This window comes from Streptomyces sp. NPDC005202, from assembly GCF_040608235.1.
In the GTDB taxonomy this organism is placed as follows: domain Bacteria; phylum Actinomycetota; class Actinomycetes; order Streptomycetales; family Streptomycetaceae; genus Streptomyces.
This window is the reverse complement of sequence record NZ_JBEXHW010000052.1, coordinates 14,278-29,076: the sequence shown is the minus strand read 5'-3', so window position 1 is coordinate 29,076 and position 14,799 is coordinate 14,278. Positions and strand designations below refer to the sequence as shown.

The window sequence follows — 14,799 nt, the reverse complement described above, 5'->3', positions numbered from 1 at the left end:
TTCAAGAGCCCGATCGACTACGAACGTGACTACCGAGCCACCCTCGCCGAGGGACTGGCCGCATAGATCGTCTCCACGCTGCGAGGGGATTGACATCTGCCAGGATCCCCTCCCAAGAGCGAAGCCCAGCGCCGGCTTGCGTCGTTGGTGCTCGGGCCGCTGCAGGCAACGAGCCCACCGAGGACTCGACCCGGCTCCCTACAGGATCCGGACCTGCGAGTACTGCCAGGAACCCATCGAGAGAGATGAGTCCGGATCGGCCCGTCGCTGGTGCTCAAGGAGTTGCCGGGAGAAGACCCAGCGGCGCCGTCGCAAGTCCACTGCGGGCCGCAGCTAGGTCCGACGCACCGTGGGACGCCTACATCGCAGCGCCGGGCGACGACCCGACCCTCCGGGAGACGACGTTCGGTGGTGGCCGGGGGCTGCTGTCGTTCCGGGTCGATGACGACCCCGAGATGATCCACGTGTTCGCGATCACCTGGGATCGGATAGCGCTTCTCTTGCTACTGCAGGCCGGGCACGTCGCCTATACACCCTCCACCCGGGCGCGGGCCTCGTTGCCGACGAGGGCCGTCACAGTGGATCGAGGCGGGCCTTGAGCAGGCAGAACTCGTTGCCTTCTGGATCGGCGAGGACGTGCCAGGACGCCTCCCCGGGCTGACCGATGTCGACGAGTTCGGCCCCGGCGGCCAGCAGGCGTTCGAGCTCGGCGTCCTGATCGCGGTCGGTGGCGTTGACGTCGATGTGCAGCCGGGCATGCCCGTTCTTCGGCTCGTCGTTGCGGATGAGGAAGATCGTCGGCTGCGGGCCGCCGAACCCTTCGCGCGGCCCTATCTCGATGCAGCCCTCCTCCTCGCGATCGAGCACTATGAAGTCCAGGACCTCGCACCAGAACCGCGCCAGCACCTCGGGGTCGTGGCATTTGAGCACGAGCTCACTGATACGGCATGCCATGGATGAAACCTACTCTCAGCGTGGGAACTGCCGGGGTGGCCGCACGCGGATCTCATGGGCTCCCGCAGTGAGAACACTCTCGCGACCGTACCGGGCGAGGCGAACAGGGGCGAAGTGATTTCAGGCCCTCGCCTGGCCGGGCCGCCAGGCGAGGGCCGTAGGTCGCGCAGTAGGGCAGCTGACTTTGAGACACGCCCTGAGGGCTCGCAGGGAATCAAGGTGTTGCTTCCCGTTCTCGGGATCGTTGATGTGGTATGCGCATCCCGGACGAGACACGTGACCAACTCGCTGTGAAGCTTGCGGTGTTGTTGCCGCATCTGGACGAGCGGCAGCGGCGGCTGTTGATGGCCGCGGAGGCGCGTGCTCTGGGGCATGGCGGTGTTCGGGCCGTCGCGCGGGCAGCCGCGGTCAGCGAGACCACGGTCCGCAAAGGGGTGTTCGAGCTGAAGGCCGGCGAGGAGCCTCTGGGGCGGGTGCGGCGTCCGGGCGGAGGCCGCAAGCGGGTCGCTGATGTGGATCCGGGGCTGCGGCCGGCGCTGTTGGCGCTGGTTGAGCCGGATGTGCGGGGTGATCCGATGTCGCCGCTGCGGTGGACGGTGAAGTCGACCCGCGCGCTCGCGCGGGAGCTGACCCAGGCCGGACACCAGGTCGGTGCCGACACGGTCGCCGGCCTGCTGCGCGAGGAGGGCTTCAGTCTGCAGGCCAACGCCAAGACCATCGAGGGTAGCCAGCATCCGGACCGGGATGCCCAGTTCCGCTATCTCAACGAGCAGGCCCGCGAGCACCGGGACACCGGTCAGCCGGTGATCAGCGTGGACACCAAGAAGAAGGAGCTCGTCGGCGCGTTCAAGAACAGCGGACGGCAGTGGCGGCCCGCGGCCGATCCGGTACGGGTGAACGTCCATGACTTCGCCGACCCACAGCTGGGCAAGGCCGTCCCCTACGGGATCTACGATCTCGCGGCGGACACCGGCTGGGTCAACGTCGGCACCGACCACGACACGGCCGCGTTCGCGGTGGAATCGATCCGCCGCTGGTGGCACGATCAGGGCCGGAGCACCTACCCAGGCGCGACACGGCTACTGATCACCGCGGACGCGGGCGGCTCCAACGGCCACCGCACCCGGGCCTGGAAACTCGAACTGGCCACGCTCGCCGCGGAAACGGGGCTGACTATCACCGTGTGTCATCTCCCGCCGGGGACGTCGAAGTGGAACAAGATCGAGCACCGGCTCTTCTCCCACATCACCATGAACTGGCGCGGCCGCCCGCTGACCAGCCACGACGTCATCCTCCAGTCCATCGCCGCGACCACCACCCGCACCGGACTACGCGTGAGGGCGGAGCTCGACACCAACACCTACCCGACCGGAGCCCACATCGGCGACGCGGACATGGCCGCCCTGCCGCTGACCCGGCACGCCTTCCACGGCGACTGGAACTACGCCCTGCACCCGCAGCCTTGCACGGCCATCCCGGCGGCCAGGGCCCCGCAGACACCGGCCCCGCAATGGGACCAGGCCCTGCTGTCCGACCCCACACTGACCGGAATGTCGCCACAGCAACTGGCCGACCTCGCAAAGACTTTGGCCCCGGACGGCGATACCCAGCGCGGCCGCCCGCCCCGGCTCGCCTTCCCCGACCAGGTTCTGGCCACCGTGCTCCACCTGCGGGTCGCCCTGGCCGCAGAACCCCTCGCCGTGCTGTTCGGCAGCAGTCGGACCGCCATGCACCGCACCCTGCTGAAGATCAGGAGGCTAATCAAGGCACACGGCATCGTCATCGAGCCGGCGGCCAACCCGCCCGCGGGTCGCCCTGGCCGCAGAACCCCTCGCCGTGCTGTTCGGCAGCAGTCGGACCGCCATGCACCGCACCCTGCTGAAGATCAGGAGGCTAATCAAGGCACACGGCATCGTCATCGAGCCGGCGGCCAACCCGCCCGCCGCCCTCACAGCCCTCCAGGCTCGGGTTCGAGCCCAGAGCGACAACCCCCACAGCATGATCAAGACGACGTGTTAATGATCTGCAAGCCCTAAGGGCTGTCCCATAAATGATCTCTGGGGTCGCTGGATGGCCTGCTCCTTTCTCCGTTATCCGGCGAGGATGAGGTTGTGCAGGCGGGCGATACCGAGCATGGCGTGGTGGACGCCATCGCCCTTCAGGCAGCAGTCGCGCAGGATCTTCCAGACCTTCATGCGGGCGAAGACGTGCTCGACGCGGGCGCGGACTTGCCGGTGCGAGCAGTTGTGCTCCTCTTTCCAGTCCGGGAGCTCGGCCTGGCCTCGCTTGCGGCGGTGCGGGATGACCAGGCCGGTGCCCCGGTAGCCGCCGTCCGCGATCACCGTGGTGTTTCCGACGGCGTCCTTCGCGCCGGACAACTCCCACGCCTTGCAGTCGTTGCGGTTGCCGGGCACCGGCCGGCCGACGGCGACGACGAGCCGGGTGTCGGCGTCGATGACGACCTGGTGGTTGGTGGAGTACCGGTAATTCTTCGACTGTTCGGCGATCGTGTGGTCGCGGGTGGGCACCAGGGTGCCGTCCACGATCAGCACGGTGTCCTTGCGGAACCGCTTGCGCGGCTGCAGCGCGAGCGACGGCCCGAGGTGATCGATGATGCGGTCGGCAGCCGATTTTCGAGATGCCGAACAGTGGTGCCAGTTGCCGAAGGGTCAGATTCGTCCGCCAGTACGCGGAGACCAGCAGCACCCGGTCCTCCAGCGGCAGGCTCCAGGGTCGGCCCTTGCGAACCGGGTCTGCACCCTCGCGCCGCAGCGCGGTGATCAGCTTGCCGAACTGGCGCGGGCTCAGCCCGGTGAACGGGGTTATCCAGGAAGGCTCCGACGCCGTGATCACACCAGCCACAGCAAGATCATCTCACCCGTGACCAGCAGGGACTCACCCGAACCAACGGCATCTGGCAACTCACCACGGCCACCGCATAGCGACAAGGGGCCACCCAGCCCCCGGCTGGGCGGCCCCTCAACAAGATCTTCATCGGCCTTCTAGTGGTCATGTCTCATAGCCGGAGCGAGTGAGGCCCTGACCTGCGTTTGTGCTTTGCAGTCTCTGCTGTCCCCCACGTACCGTCCCGGCCATGCAGATGATCTTCTTCAGCTCAAAGGGCTGGAAATCGTGGGGGCTCAGCGGCCGCCCCGTGATACCCGAGCTCATGCCGGTCCTTGTCGATGACGACCTTCTCTTCGAGGACGAGCGCGGGGTACGCGACAGCGCCCGATTTGAAAAACGCACTCAGTCTGTACGCGGTCGACAGGTCGTGCGGTCCGCTGAAGCGTCGTCTTGCGGCCACCACGTGGAACCAGCAGATGAGCATCCTGTCGCGCTTCTACGCGTGGGCGGACAAGGAGAACCACGCGCCTGCGGTGCCGTTCACCTACAAGGAATCGGTCTCGATGTTCGGGGACCAGGTGCGGCCCCAACGAGTCAACCAGGCCCGCCGACGCACTCCGAAGCGCCACGTCACGATCCGCTACTTCGAGTCCGACTTCGCGGAGATGTTCGTTCGGGGCCTGGCGGGGCTCCGCCCGGACGGATCGCCAGATACCTCGTACCGCGGGCGGATGCTTACGCGCAACGCCGCGGTGGTTGACTTCGTGCTCTCCTCGGGGCTGCGGTCGCAGGAGTTCACGTACCTGCTGGACGTGGAGGTCCCCCCGCTTCCGCCGAAGCCGACCGCGCTGCCGATCTCCTTCCCCGTCCCCGAGGGCGTAACGAAGGGGCGCAAGTTCCGTACGACGTGGACGTCCTACAGCAGCCTGGCTCGCGTGCACCGGTACATGACGACGGTTCGCCCCCTGGCCACGGTCGGCTCGCGCTGGAAGCCGCCGGCCCGGTGGGGGGAACCGCTGGTGGTGAGCGAGGCCGACGCCCGGGGCGGCCGGGTGAACGGCACCCGGGTGAAGTGGGCAGCGTTGACGCCGTCCGAGCGGCGACGCCTGGTAGCACCCGATGGCGGCTCGATGCTGCTGGGGGTGCAGGCGAACGGTGCGCCCTTCACCCCCTGGGCCACGGTCTTCGAGCGGACCTCAACCAGGATCCGGGAGCGTTTCGAGCCCCGTTTCCCTCACACATTCCCGCACCGGCTCCGTCACACTTTTGCGATCAGGACGTTGGAGTGGCTAGTGAGCGGCCACTTCATGGAGGCGGCCCGCATGGTCCACGCGACCGACCCGGATGCGGCGCTGGCTCTGTACCTGAGCAAGGCGGACCCGATGATGGTGCTGTGTGACCTCCTTGGACACACCAGTGTCGTCACCACGGAAGCGTACCTACGCCGCCTGGACATGACCCGGATCTACCGCGAGGCGTATGAACGCGCGGGCCATGAGTTCGACTTGTTCGCCGAGGCCGAGGTTGATGAGGAGTTCGAGGACGAGGCGGTGCTCGTCTGATGGCCGCTCAACTACTGGAGGAGCCCGCTCGGCTGGTTTGCTGGTTCACCAAGGGCACGACCGCGACGGTGGAGCTGCCCGAGCAGGACAACCCACAGCTGGTGCGCGACATGGCCAACGGGTTGATCGGGCTGATACATCCTCACGGCCAGGTGGACGCGGAGTCGAGTGTCCGTGAGTTCGTGCGGGCCACTCGCCTGTTCGCCGCGGCTATGGCCAAGCGCGGGCATGTCGGCGGCGCTGCGGAGCTCACCCGTCCCTCCCTCGTCGAGCAGCTGTGGGTGACCGGAGCCGCTCACGAGTCGATGATCCGCCGCATGCTCGCCGCGTTCGACCAGGACACCCAGGCGCTGCGTCCCGAGGTCCGCGAACTGGTGGGTGGACGGGCGTACAACCAGAAGCGTCGGCGGGACTCCAAGCCGCTGCTTCCGTACGACGAGACGGTCTGGAGCCAGCTGCAGGAGGTGTGCCGGACTGAGATCCAGGAAGCGTGGTCGCAGTTCCGGCAGGCTCACGCCGCGGCCGAGAAAGGACGGGATCCCTATCAGCACGGCTGGTCATACGAGAATCTGTGCTGGTGGATGGTCCGCCATGGCCCGGAAAACGCGGTCAGTCTGGGGCAGCGGGTCGGGTGGACACCGACCATGGCCTATCACCGTATGGGCCGCGGCGCTGACGCCCAGCGTGCCTGTACTGCGCTGTTTCCCTCCCCGTCGGTGGTGATCGCCTACCAGCTGCTGTTCGGCGCGTACACCGGCATCGTCCCCGATGGCATCGCGGATCTGAGCGTTGAGGACCTGGAGTGGGCCGGAGACGCGGCAATGCTGGTGAACTACCTCAAGGGCCGGACCGCCGAGGAGAGCGTGACGCTGTCCCCGCGCGCTGTGCGGCTGGTGGAACGGTGGCTTGAGCATTCCGCCGTCTCGCGCCGCTTCGCTGCCCAGACCGAAGCCTCGGAGTTGTGGCTGCGCCACGATTACACCCATGTCGGGGTCTGGTGGACCGGCCCGTCGCGTCATGAATCCATCCAGGGATGGGTGAGACGGGCGAGGTTGAAGGGCAGTGACGGCAAGCCGCTGCGGATCCACCGGCACAGTATCCGGACCTCGTTCGAGTCCCACCGTGACCGCAAGAACTGGTTCGGCAGCGGGCGCGGGCGGATCGATCCGAACCACAGCACCACAGCCCACGGGTCGAGGGCGACCACTATCTCACGGCCGCGACCCCCGCGCAGAAGGATGCGCTGGAGGCGATCGTGGAGGAGGCCCAGGGCGATCTTCTGCGTAAGGCGCTTCCGCCGACTGTGCTGAGTGACGACGACCTGGCCCAACTGGCCGAAACCTGCCCGACCTCGTCTCCCGGCTCGGCCTGGACGATGCGGCCATCGCCGAACTGGTCGGCGGACAGCGTGACGTATTCGTCGCCGCTTGCGCGGACCCGCTCGCGGGACTGCATGGCCCGAAGGGCAAGCCGTGCCCGGCCCGCCCGTGGGTGTGCCTGCTGTGCCCTCTCTCCCTTTTCACGCCGCGGCACGCCGCCAACTTGCTGCGGATGAAGGCGTTCTTCGCCCGGCAGTGGCAGCAGATGCCGGCCGCACAGTTCATGGCCGTGTTCGGTCCGTACGCGCACCGGATCAAGCAGATCCTGACCTCCTACGATCCGGCCGAGCTTGCATGCCTGGCCACGGTGATCAGCGACACCGACGACGAGATCCCCCTGCACCCCGAGGAACGCACCGCATGATGCCGCCACTGAACCCCAGGCCGAGGCGTGTCGTCTCGCCCTTCGCCGGCGCCGAACTGTGCCCGCCGTTCGGCTTCGCCCTGCCGCCGGGCGCGACGGGGCCCTGGTTCGACGAGGACCGGTGGCCCTTCGACGCGGTGATCGGGCTGCCGAACTATCTGCGGCCCAACCAGCGCGCCCTCGACTTCACGCCGATCGTCAACCCCGAATGGAGGCTGACCGCGAAAGAGTACATCGCGGCGCTGATGGCCCCGCGCCACGACGCCGTCCGTGACCTCGCCCATGCCGAACGCACCGTGCAGACGCTGACGACCTGCCACGGCAAACTGTCCGAGCTCATACGGTGGTTCAGGTGGCTCACGGAGCAAGGGATCACCGATCTGGAACAGGTCACCAACTACCACTGCACCGCGTACGTGGACTTCCGGGGCGAGCGGCTCGGCGAGGACGGTGAAGTGGTCGCGGACCTCCGCGTCGACCAGAGCCGTCGCGATGGGCGCGGTGATCGGACTTGCGCAGTACCGGGAGCTGTTCAGCGGGCAGAAGTTCCGGGACGATCTTCGCCCCTTCGACGGCGCGAGTGCCGCCGGGGGCTCCGGCCGGACGGCCGAAGTCGGCGGGGCGAACAAGGTGCAGCCGCTGGCCTCCGAAGTTCAGCAGCCCCTGCAGTTTCGGGGCGACTGGCTTCCGGCACTCCGCACCGACCTGGAGCGGACCCTTGCCCTGGTCGGGGCCGGTGCTCCCTACGGCCGCCACGCCGCGGAGGTGGAGCGAGCCGACGGCCAGGGGAACGTCGCCTGGACAGAACCGCTGTTCTCAGTCGAGCTGAAATTCCTGGTCGGATACCTGGCCACGGCCTGCGGTCTGGCGGTGGCCGCGCTCGCCGGGATGCGGCACTGCGAGTTGGGCGAACTGGTCGTCGGGTGCCGTCAGCCGCCCCAGGAAATCGCCCCGGGCCTGTTCCGCTACCGGCTCACGGGCAAGCTCATCAAGGGCCAACCGCTCGGCGGCGTCCGGGACGAGTGGGTGGTGACCCGGGAGGTCTACGAAGCGATCGAGGTGGCCGAGCAGCTCCTCGGCCCGGACGCTGCGCCCGGCACCCCGCTGTTCCATCCGGTCTTCTGCGACACGACGTACCAGAACTTCAGGGCCGGGGTGAACGGGCCGGCAGGGCAGCGGCTTGGCCTGGCCCCCATCCCCGAGGGGGCTGTGACGCCACGGGCCCTCCGGCGCACCCTCGCCGTCGAGATCGCGTATCGTCCCGGCGGCCTTCTCGCGGCAAAACTGCAGCTCAAACACCTGTCCGTAGTCACTACGGAGGGATACGCGGCGCGGCCGGGCGGTGCTCAGGCGAAGTTCCTGGCCGAGATCAACGAACTCGAGGAAGAGCGCAACATCGGCATTCTGACCGATGTCTACCACGACTATCAGCGCGGGATCATGCCGTCCGGTCCCGGCGCCCGTGATCTGATCAGTCTCTTCACCAGCGTGGACGGACGGCTCCACGCGCTCGCCGAACTCGCGCCCCAGCTGGTCGACAGCGACCTGGCGGTCGTCTCCATGCTCTCGGCCCGGGCCCGCACCCTCCACCTGGGCATGGCGAACTACTGCTGGTTCATCGACCCGGCCAAGGCGCTGTGCCTGCGGCTGGCCGGAACCCCGGATGCCGACCGGCCACTCGCCGGCATGTGTGACTCCGCCCGCTGTCCCCAGGCCACACACCATCCCTGCCACCGCCCGGTGTGGGAGGAATCGCGGCAAACCGCCAAGGTGTTCATCGGCAGCCTCAGCCGCCGGCAGAAGACCGAGCGGGCCCGGCTGGAAGTGAGCGTGGCCCGTGCCGAGCGGGTTCTCGCCGAGATTGACCAAGTCGCCGCCGCGGGTGCGGCCGGGAAGGAAGAGATCTGATGGGGCGGATCAGCGACAGCGACCGCGCGCAATGAGGACGTCATCCGAGCGGCCATGGACCGGCTGCTGCGCGGGGACCTTCCGCCGGGCGGTAAGTGCGATCTCAAGACCCTGGCCCTCGAGTCCGGCGTCACCCGGACCGGCTTCTACCCGAAGAAGAACCGGGACGGCATTATCCGGCCGGGCCCCTACCAGCACCTTGCCGAGGAGTTCGAGCGGCGCCTCGCGGCCCTGCAGGAGGCCGGCGAGATCGTCGACCCCCGGGCCGCGCAGATCGAACGGCTCAAGGTCCAGGTCGCCGAGCTCAAGGAACGTCTCGCGAAGCGGGACGCCACCGTGGCCGAACTCACCGCGTTCAAGAAACTCGCCCTCTCCCGACTCGCCGCCCAGCACGATGAGATCCAGCGCCTGCGCGAACAGGCTGCCACCGCCAGCAACGTCCGCAGGCTTTCGGCCGGGCGACCGGGCACGGCACCCTATGAGTCGTGCAGTTGAGACTGGTTGGACCACCTACTCCGCGGCCGACGGCGGGGCATGCCGGCAACCAGTGCGTCTCTCTGTCCGCCATATGGCCCGGATCGCTTGGTGATCCGGGCCATCGCCGAACGACCAATCAGGCTGCTGCGGCCACCGGCGCGGAGTGCTCGGCCTCGTCCAGCCACGCGATCAAGGAGGTGCGGGCGCGGGCGACCCGCGAGCGCACCGTGCCGATCGGGCAGTCGCTGACGAGGGCCGCCTCTGCGTAGGGAAGTCCCACCATCTGGGTGAGGACGAATGCCTCGCGGCGGTCGTCGGGGAGCGTGTCCAGCAGCTCGGTGAGGGCGACGCCGTCGTCGAAGCCGGGCAGGTCGCGCGGCTGGGTGCGTTCGGCCGCCGACTGCCAGTCGTCCGTGTCCGACAGGCGGGGGCGGGACGAGCTGTAGCGGATGCTGTCGATCACCGCGCGACGGGCGATGGAGAGCAGCCAGGTGCGGGCCGAGGAGCGGCCTTCGAACCGGTGCAGGCTGCCCAGGGCCCGCAGGAAGGTGTCCTGGGTCAGGTCGTCGGCACTCTGGGGGTCGGCACCGAGGTACGTCACGTAGTGCCGGACGTCTCGGTGCAGGGCGCGTACGAAGAGGTCGACGGCATCGGGGTCGCCGCTGCGGGCGGCGAGCGCCCAGGCCGTGATCGACTCTTCTCTCGAGTTCTTGCTCGACTGTTCGCGCGATGGATGCAGGGCAGGAGTGATCACCTGGGATCTGTCCTTCTCGGGAATCAGGTATCCGGTGTCTGGCCGGGCGCGCGCCGCAGGGCAGCGGGCGGCACGGCGGACCGGTGATGGGGTGGACGGCCGGGCGCGGGAGCGCACGACCGATGCCCGAGGCGGGGAACCGACGGCTCGACGGCTCTGGGGACGGCCTCGGGGAACCGGCTGTCGTCAGGCGACAGCGGTCCGGGCGGGCGGACCCCGAGAGGTGATCGCGTGGGTGAGGAGGAGGCGGCGCGGTGCCCGGTCCGAATCCGCTCGGCGGGCCCGGACGCGCGGCCGGTGCGGCGGCACGGGCAGCCGGAGGAGCAGGCGCAGCGGTGCGAAGAGCCGACCGGCCAGGGCCCGCAGGATGCGGAACGCGGCGCGCTCGCCGTACGCGAGCCACAGGCCGCACAGCAGCGCGGCCAGTAGGTGGGCGAGGAGCATGCCGGTCGAGGACATGCCGGCCATGCCATGGCCGGCGGACTCCGCGGAACCCATGTGGTTCATCGAGCCCATGGACGCCATCGAGCCCATTGATCCCATGGGGTGCATGGCGCCCATGTCGTGGCCCATGGAGCTCATGGACATCGACATGGGGTCATGCCCCACGCCCGATCCCGACGGCGAGCTGCACAGGAGGTAGGTGAGCCACTGGTGGGCGAGCGATCTCCCGCCGGACGGTGCCGGGTGTACGACGGCCTGTGCGAGAGAGAACGACGAGTGGAGTACGGCCTGGGTGGCCACCGCGACGGAGACGACGAGAAGCGGCCCGCGTTCACGGTCGGCCAGCCGCCAGGCCGTGCCGCCGGTCGCCACCACGCCCGCGGTCATGGCCCACCAGGGCACCGCGGTTCCCGACATCATGATGTGGCCCAGGGCGGCAAGCAGCACGCAGCAGGCCGCGAACACCGCGGCCCGTACCGTGCGAGAACACCACCCAGCAGTCATGGCGGCCTCATCCTCGCATCCGCGCTTCCATGGTCACCGGGGGGTAGGGAAATCGGCCTGCCGCCCCTCAACCCCGAACTTGTGATCCAGGCCACAGTGACGGGCTGGAACTCGTCGGCGGTTGAGCCCGACCTCTCTCGAAGCCCCGGAGATTTCCCGGGTGGGGAGGAGGAGCTTCGGTGGCGGCGGACCAGAGCCAGAGCCAGATCCGGACGGCGGCCGGAAGCGGCCCGGCACGGGCGACCGGTGCCATGACGGCGCTGCTGACCTGCGCCATGGCCTTCTCGATGATGCAGCTGTTCCTCCTCGGCGCGCTCGGACCGCGGCTCGTCGACGACCTGAAGGTGTCACCGACCGTGCTGGGGCTGACGACGACCGTCGGGTTCGGGGTCGCCGCCGTGCTCTCCCCGGCGGGCGGGCGCGTGGTGGACCGGCTGGGTCCGCGCCGCTGCCTGGTCGCGCTGCTGCTGGTGTCGGCGCTGGCGCTGGCGCTCATCGGTTCAGCGCCGGGCGCCGGGTTCCTGCTGGCGGCGGTCGCGCTGGGCGGGCTGCCGCAGGCCCTGGCGAATCCCGCCACGAACAAGGCGATCCTGGCCGCCGTACCGGCGGAGCGGCGTGGCTCGGTGACCGGGATGAAGCAGTCCGGGGTGCAGTTGGGCGCGTTCGCTTCCGGGCTGCCGCTGGCCGCGCTGGCCGGGGCGGCCAGCTGGCGGGGCGCGGTGTGGACGGCGGCCGGCGCGGCCGTGCTGGCGGCCGTCTGGGCGGCTCGCGCCTTGCCCGCCGACCCGCCGCCGAAGGCCGCGCCCGCCTCGTGGGTCCTGCGGGGCGCGATCGCGTGGCTGGCGGTCTTCTCACTGCTGTTGGGCTGCGGCATCGCGTCGGTGAACACGTATCTGGCGCTGTACGGCGTGCGGCGGCTCGGGCTCGGGCCGACGGCGGCCGGTGTGCTGGTGGCGGTGCTGGGCATCGCGGGCATCGCCGGGCGGGTGGGCTGGTCGAAGGTGGCGGGGCAGCCGGGCCGGGCGGTGTGGCTGCCGGGCGGGCTGGCCGCCGGTGCGGTGGGGGCCGCGCTGCTGCTGGCGACCTCGGCGTACGCGCACCCGCTGGCGTGGGCTGCGGCGGTGGCCGTGGGCGTCTTCGCGGTGGCCGCCAACGCGGTCTCGATGGTGTTGGTGATGCAGCGTGCGGCGCCCGGCCGGGCCGGACAGGACTCGGCGCTGGTGTCGGCCGGTTTCTTCGCCGGGTTCGCGATCGGCCCGCCGCTGTTCGGGCTCCTAGCGGACGCGGGGCGGTACGGGGCGGGGTGGCTGCTGGTCGCTGGAGAGTTCGTGGGGGCGGGCGCGGTCGCGCTGACGTGGGCGGTGCGTGAGCGGCGTTCGGTCGTAGGGCGATGAGCGCGCCGCGCAGGGCGAAGGGCCCGAGCGGCTTGGTTCCGCGGGCCCGCTCTGCCGTCCCGGAGTGGGTCGCTCCCGCGCTGGAGTCCGTCCTGGGGCAGGTGGCCCTCACCCAAGCCGAAGTCGGGGACCGCTTCCCGCTGTTCGCCGATCCCGGTACCGGCCGGTGGACGACTACCGGGCGGGGCTCGTGGACGGGCGGCTTCTGGGTGGGGCTGCTGTGGCTGCGCGCTCGGCATACGGAGGACGAGGGCGCCCGCGCGGCGGCGGAGACGTACACCGGTCGGCTCGCGGACTGGGTACACGCCGACACGGCCACGCGCGGACTGATCTTCTGGTACGGGACCGCGCTCGCCGACACTGCAGAGTCCGCCGCGCTACGCGAGCGCGCCGCACGCGCCTGCCGGGATGCGTATGACGCCGAACTCGGCCTCGTTCCGTGGGGCTCGGCCTTCGGCGGGCCCCGCCTTATGGCCCGCGTGGACGGCGTGCGAGGCATGGTCCCGCTCCTGGCAACGGTGGACACACGAGGTGCCGAGGCTCATCTGCGCCGCCACCTCGAACTCTGCCTCGGCGAGTACTCCTTCGCCTGGTCCTGGCGGTACGAGCGGCCTGCTGGCTGGGTCCCGTGCGACGATCCTCCCTCCGGTTGGAGCCGGGGCCGGGCCTGGCTGCTGCTGGCCGTGGCCGACGCCGTACACCATCTCGACGCCGACGACCTGGCGGATGTCACAAGCCACTTGATCCCGCCCCGCGCCGTCCCGTCCGCGGACGAGACCCGTCCGGGAGGCCCCCTCGACACGTCCGCCGCCGCCATCACCGCAGTGGCCCTGCTCAAGCTCGGCCGTCGCGAACAAGCCGTCCAGGTGCTGGAAGAACTGGTCGGCACCCATCTCTCGGGCGATGGCCGTCTCCTGGACGGCTGCTACGACCTCAGCTCCGGGACGGCGACGCGGCACGAGCTGATCTGGGGCGACTTCTTCCTCGCCTACGCGCTCGCCGCGCTCGCCGGCCTCGTCGACGCCAACGAAGCCTAGGTGGTGCGCAGTACCCGGCGCGCGACTGAGGTGATGTGGAGTTCGTCCGGGCCGTCGAGGATCCGGGCCGCCCTGCCGGTGCGGAACAGTATGGGCAGGGCGGTGTCCGGGCCGAGGCCCGCGGCGCCGTGCACCTGGATCGCCGCGTCGGCCACCTGCTGGAGGGTGCGGGCGGCGGCCACCTTGGCCAGGCCCACCTCCACGTGCGCGTCGAGGCCGGCGTCCAGGCGGGCCACGGCCTCGTAGACGAGCGGGCGGGTCGTGCGCAGGGCGAGCAGCGATTCGAAGACGTGCTGTTGGACGAGCTGAAGGTCGCCGAGCGGACCTCGTGACCGGGTACGGGTTGTGGCGCGTGAGCGCAGCAGGTCGAAGGCTCGGCCCGCCTGCCCCAGCCAGCGCAGGCAGCGCAGTGTGCGGCCGAGTTGGAGCCGTTCGCCCGCGACGTCCAGTGCCTTGCCTCGCTCGCCGATCAGGTGGTCGCCGTCGACCACGACCCCGTCCAGTTCGATCTCCCACTGGCCGCCCGCGCCGAGCACCGGCAGCTCCCGCACCACCCGGAAGCCCGGCGAGTTCGTCGGTACCAGGAACAGCGACAGCCCCTCGCGGTCCGGCGGTGCGCCGTCCGTGCGGGCGAGGACCGTGACGAGGTCGGCGTCGGCCGCCCCGCTGGTGAACCATTTACGCCCGCCCACACGCCAGCTTCCGTCGCCTGCGGGTACGGCACGCGTGGTGGTGAGGAAGGGGTCGGTGCCTGGCGTCTCGGGCTCGGTCATGGCATAGCAGGCCCGTATGTCCCCGGAGACCAGGCGCTCGGCGTACCGCTCACGGATGGCGGAGCTGCCGTACCGCCACAGCATCAACGCGTCGAGCAGGGAGGCCGAGCCGAGGGCGGCGGGCCCGTGGTCGCTGGCTCCCTCGGCCTCGGCGACATGGGCGTACGACCGCAGCGGCAGCCCCTGGCCGCCGAGTTCCGCGGGCAGCGGCAGCGCCCACAGTCCCTCGGCCTTCGCCTCATCCTGGAGTCTGCGCAGCACGGCGACAGCCTCCGCCCCGCCCGCGTCCAGTACGGCCTCGCAGGGCAGCACCCGTCCGGCCACGAACTTCGCCACGCGGTGCCTCAACTCCGCCACGTCCGCTGGGCACTGGGGCATTCCGGTGATGACGTCCATGCGGGT

The 14,799-nt window shown here is 69.9% G+C and carries 12 protein-coding genes and 1 pseudogene; 8 read left to right on the top strand and 5 right to left on the bottom strand.

The genetic code is table 11. From position 1 onward, the window contains the following. Positions 1 to 573: 573 nt before the first annotated feature. The gene (locus ABZV31_RS35930) at positions 574 to 954 is read right to left on the bottom strand and encodes a VOC family protein (RefSeq protein WP_355901045.1); all 381 of its coding nucleotides are present in this window, start codon (positions 952 to 954) and stop codon (positions 574 to 576) included. Positions 955 to 1,208: 254 nt separating this feature from the next. Here ABZV31_RS35930 and ABZV31_RS35925 point away from each other — a divergent pair, with 254 nt between their 5' ends. Then, entirely contained in the window at positions 1,209 to 2,990 is a 1,782-nt protein-coding gene (locus tag ABZV31_RS35925; RefSeq protein ID WP_355901044.1) for an ISAzo13 family transposase, read from the top strand. A 54-nt stretch (positions 2,991 to 3,044) separates the two neighbouring features. Here the strand turns inward: ABZV31_RS35925 and ABZV31_RS35920 are convergent. Further along, positions 3,045 to 3,816 (bottom strand): annotated as a pseudogene (locus tag ABZV31_RS35920) (transposase). A 461-nt stretch (positions 3,817 to 4,277) separates the two neighbouring features. Between ABZV31_RS35920 and ABZV31_RS35915 the strand changes: the two are divergent. The 5 genes from ABZV31_RS35915 (at position 4,278) to ABZV31_RS35895 (ending at position 9,509) form a co-directional block, all read left to right on the top strand. Beyond that, entirely contained in the window at positions 4,278 to 5,363 is a 1,086-nt protein-coding gene (locus ABZV31_RS35915) for a site-specific integrase (RefSeq protein WP_355901043.1), read from the top strand. Then, positions 5,363 to 6,673 (top strand): hypothetical protein, encoded by a 1,311-nt coding sequence (locus ABZV31_RS35910; protein ID WP_355901042.1) that lies wholly within the window; start codon positions 5,363 to 5,365, stop codon positions 6,671 to 6,673. The genes ABZV31_RS35915 and ABZV31_RS35910 overlap by 1 nt, the downstream gene beginning before the upstream one ends. A 241-nt stretch (positions 6,674 to 6,914) precedes the next feature. Then, positions 6,915 to 7,106 (top strand): hypothetical protein, encoded by a 192-nt coding sequence (locus tag ABZV31_RS35905; protein ID WP_355901041.1) that lies wholly within the window; start codon positions 6,915 to 6,917, stop codon positions 7,104 to 7,106. A gap of 501 nt (positions 7,107 to 7,607) precedes the next feature. Next, a complete protein-coding gene (locus ABZV31_RS35900) occupies positions 7,608 to 9,014 on the top strand; it encodes a hypothetical protein (protein WP_355901040.1) in 1,407 nt (468 codons plus the stop codon). A gap of 54 nt (positions 9,015 to 9,068) precedes the next feature. Next, positions 9,069 to 9,509 carry a hypothetical protein gene (locus ABZV31_RS35895; protein ID WP_355901039.1) on the top strand — a complete coding sequence of 147 codons (441 nt, stop codon included), beginning with the start codon at positions 9,069 to 9,071 and terminating at the stop codon, positions 9,507 to 9,509. Positions 9,510 to 9,627: 118 nt separating this feature from the next. On the opposite strand, the gene ABZV31_RS35890 is transcribed toward ABZV31_RS35895, so the two are convergent. Together ABZV31_RS35890 and ABZV31_RS35885 are read right to left on the bottom strand one after the other, a co-directional pair. Next, positions 9,628 to 10,245, bottom strand: coding sequence for a sigma-70 family RNA polymerase sigma factor (locus ABZV31_RS35890; RefSeq protein WP_355901038.1), 618 nt, complete (start codon positions 10,243 to 10,245; stop codon positions 9,628 to 9,630). Between the two features lie 186 nt (positions 10,246 to 10,431). Beyond that, a complete protein-coding gene (locus ABZV31_RS35885) occupies positions 10,432 to 11,193 on the bottom strand; it encodes a hypothetical protein (protein ID WP_355901037.1) in 762 nt (253 codons plus the stop codon). Positions 11,194 to 11,444: 251 nt separating this feature from the next. Between ABZV31_RS35885 and ABZV31_RS35880 the strand changes: the two genes are divergently transcribed. Both ABZV31_RS35880 and ABZV31_RS35875 read left to right on the top strand, forming a co-directional pair. Beyond that, a complete protein-coding gene (locus ABZV31_RS35880; protein WP_355901048.1) occupies positions 11,445 to 12,587 on the top strand; it encodes an MFS transporter in 1,143 nt (380 codons plus the stop codon). Next, entirely contained in the window at positions 12,584 to 13,624 is a 1,041-nt protein-coding gene (locus tag ABZV31_RS35875) for a sugar ABC transporter permease (protein ID WP_355901036.1), read from the top strand. Before ABZV31_RS35880 ends, ABZV31_RS35875 begins: the two co-directional genes overlap by 4 nt. Here the strand turns inward: ABZV31_RS35875 and ABZV31_RS35870 are convergent. Further along, positions 13,621 to 14,793, bottom strand: coding sequence for an acyl-CoA dehydrogenase family protein (locus ABZV31_RS35870; RefSeq protein WP_355901047.1), 1,173 nt, complete (start codon positions 14,791 to 14,793; stop codon positions 13,621 to 13,623). The two genes, ABZV31_RS35875 and ABZV31_RS35870, sit on opposite strands and share 4 nt — an antisense overlap. Positions 14,794 to 14,799 lie beyond the last annotated feature (6 nt).

Excerpts from the sequence above, each read along its gene's own strand:
- ABZV31_RS35915 (WP_355901043.1), top strand. The coding sequence starts at position 4,278 with ATGAGCATCCTGTCGCGCTTCTACGCGTGGGCGGACAAGGAGAACCAC.
- ABZV31_RS35895 (WP_355901039.1), top strand. The coding sequence starts at position 9,069 with ATGGACCGGCTGCTGCGCGGGGACCTTCCGCCGGGCGGTAAGTGCGAT.
- ABZV31_RS35930 (WP_355901045.1), bottom strand. The coding sequence starts at position 954 with ATGGCATGCCGTATCAGTGAGCTCGTGCTCAAATGCCACGACCCCGAG.
- ABZV31_RS35880 (WP_355901048.1), top strand. The coding sequence starts at position 11,445 with ATGACGGCGCTGCTGACCTGCGCCATGGCCTTCTCGATGATGCAGCTG.
- ABZV31_RS35875 (WP_355901036.1), top strand. The coding sequence starts at position 12,584 with ATGAGCGCGCCGCGCAGGGCGAAGGGCCCGAGCGGCTTGGTTCCGCGG.
- ABZV31_RS35905 (WP_355901041.1), top strand. The coding sequence starts at position 6,915 with ATGAAGGCGTTCTTCGCCCGGCAGTGGCAGCAGATGCCGGCCGCACAG.
- ABZV31_RS35910 (WP_355901042.1), top strand. The coding sequence starts at position 5,363 with ATGGCCGCTCAACTACTGGAGGAGCCCGCTCGGCTGGTTTGCTGGTTC.
- ABZV31_RS35870 (WP_355901047.1), bottom strand. The coding sequence starts at position 14,793 with ATGGACGTCATCACCGGAATGCCCCAGTGCCCAGCGGACGTGGCGGAG.
- ABZV31_RS35885 (WP_355901037.1), bottom strand. The coding sequence starts at position 11,193 with ATGACTGCTGGGTGGTGTTCTCGCACGGTACGGGCCGCGGTGTTCGCG.
- ABZV31_RS35925 (WP_355901044.1), top strand. The coding sequence starts at position 1,209 with ATGCGCATCCCGGACGAGACACGTGACCAACTCGCTGTGAAGCTTGCG.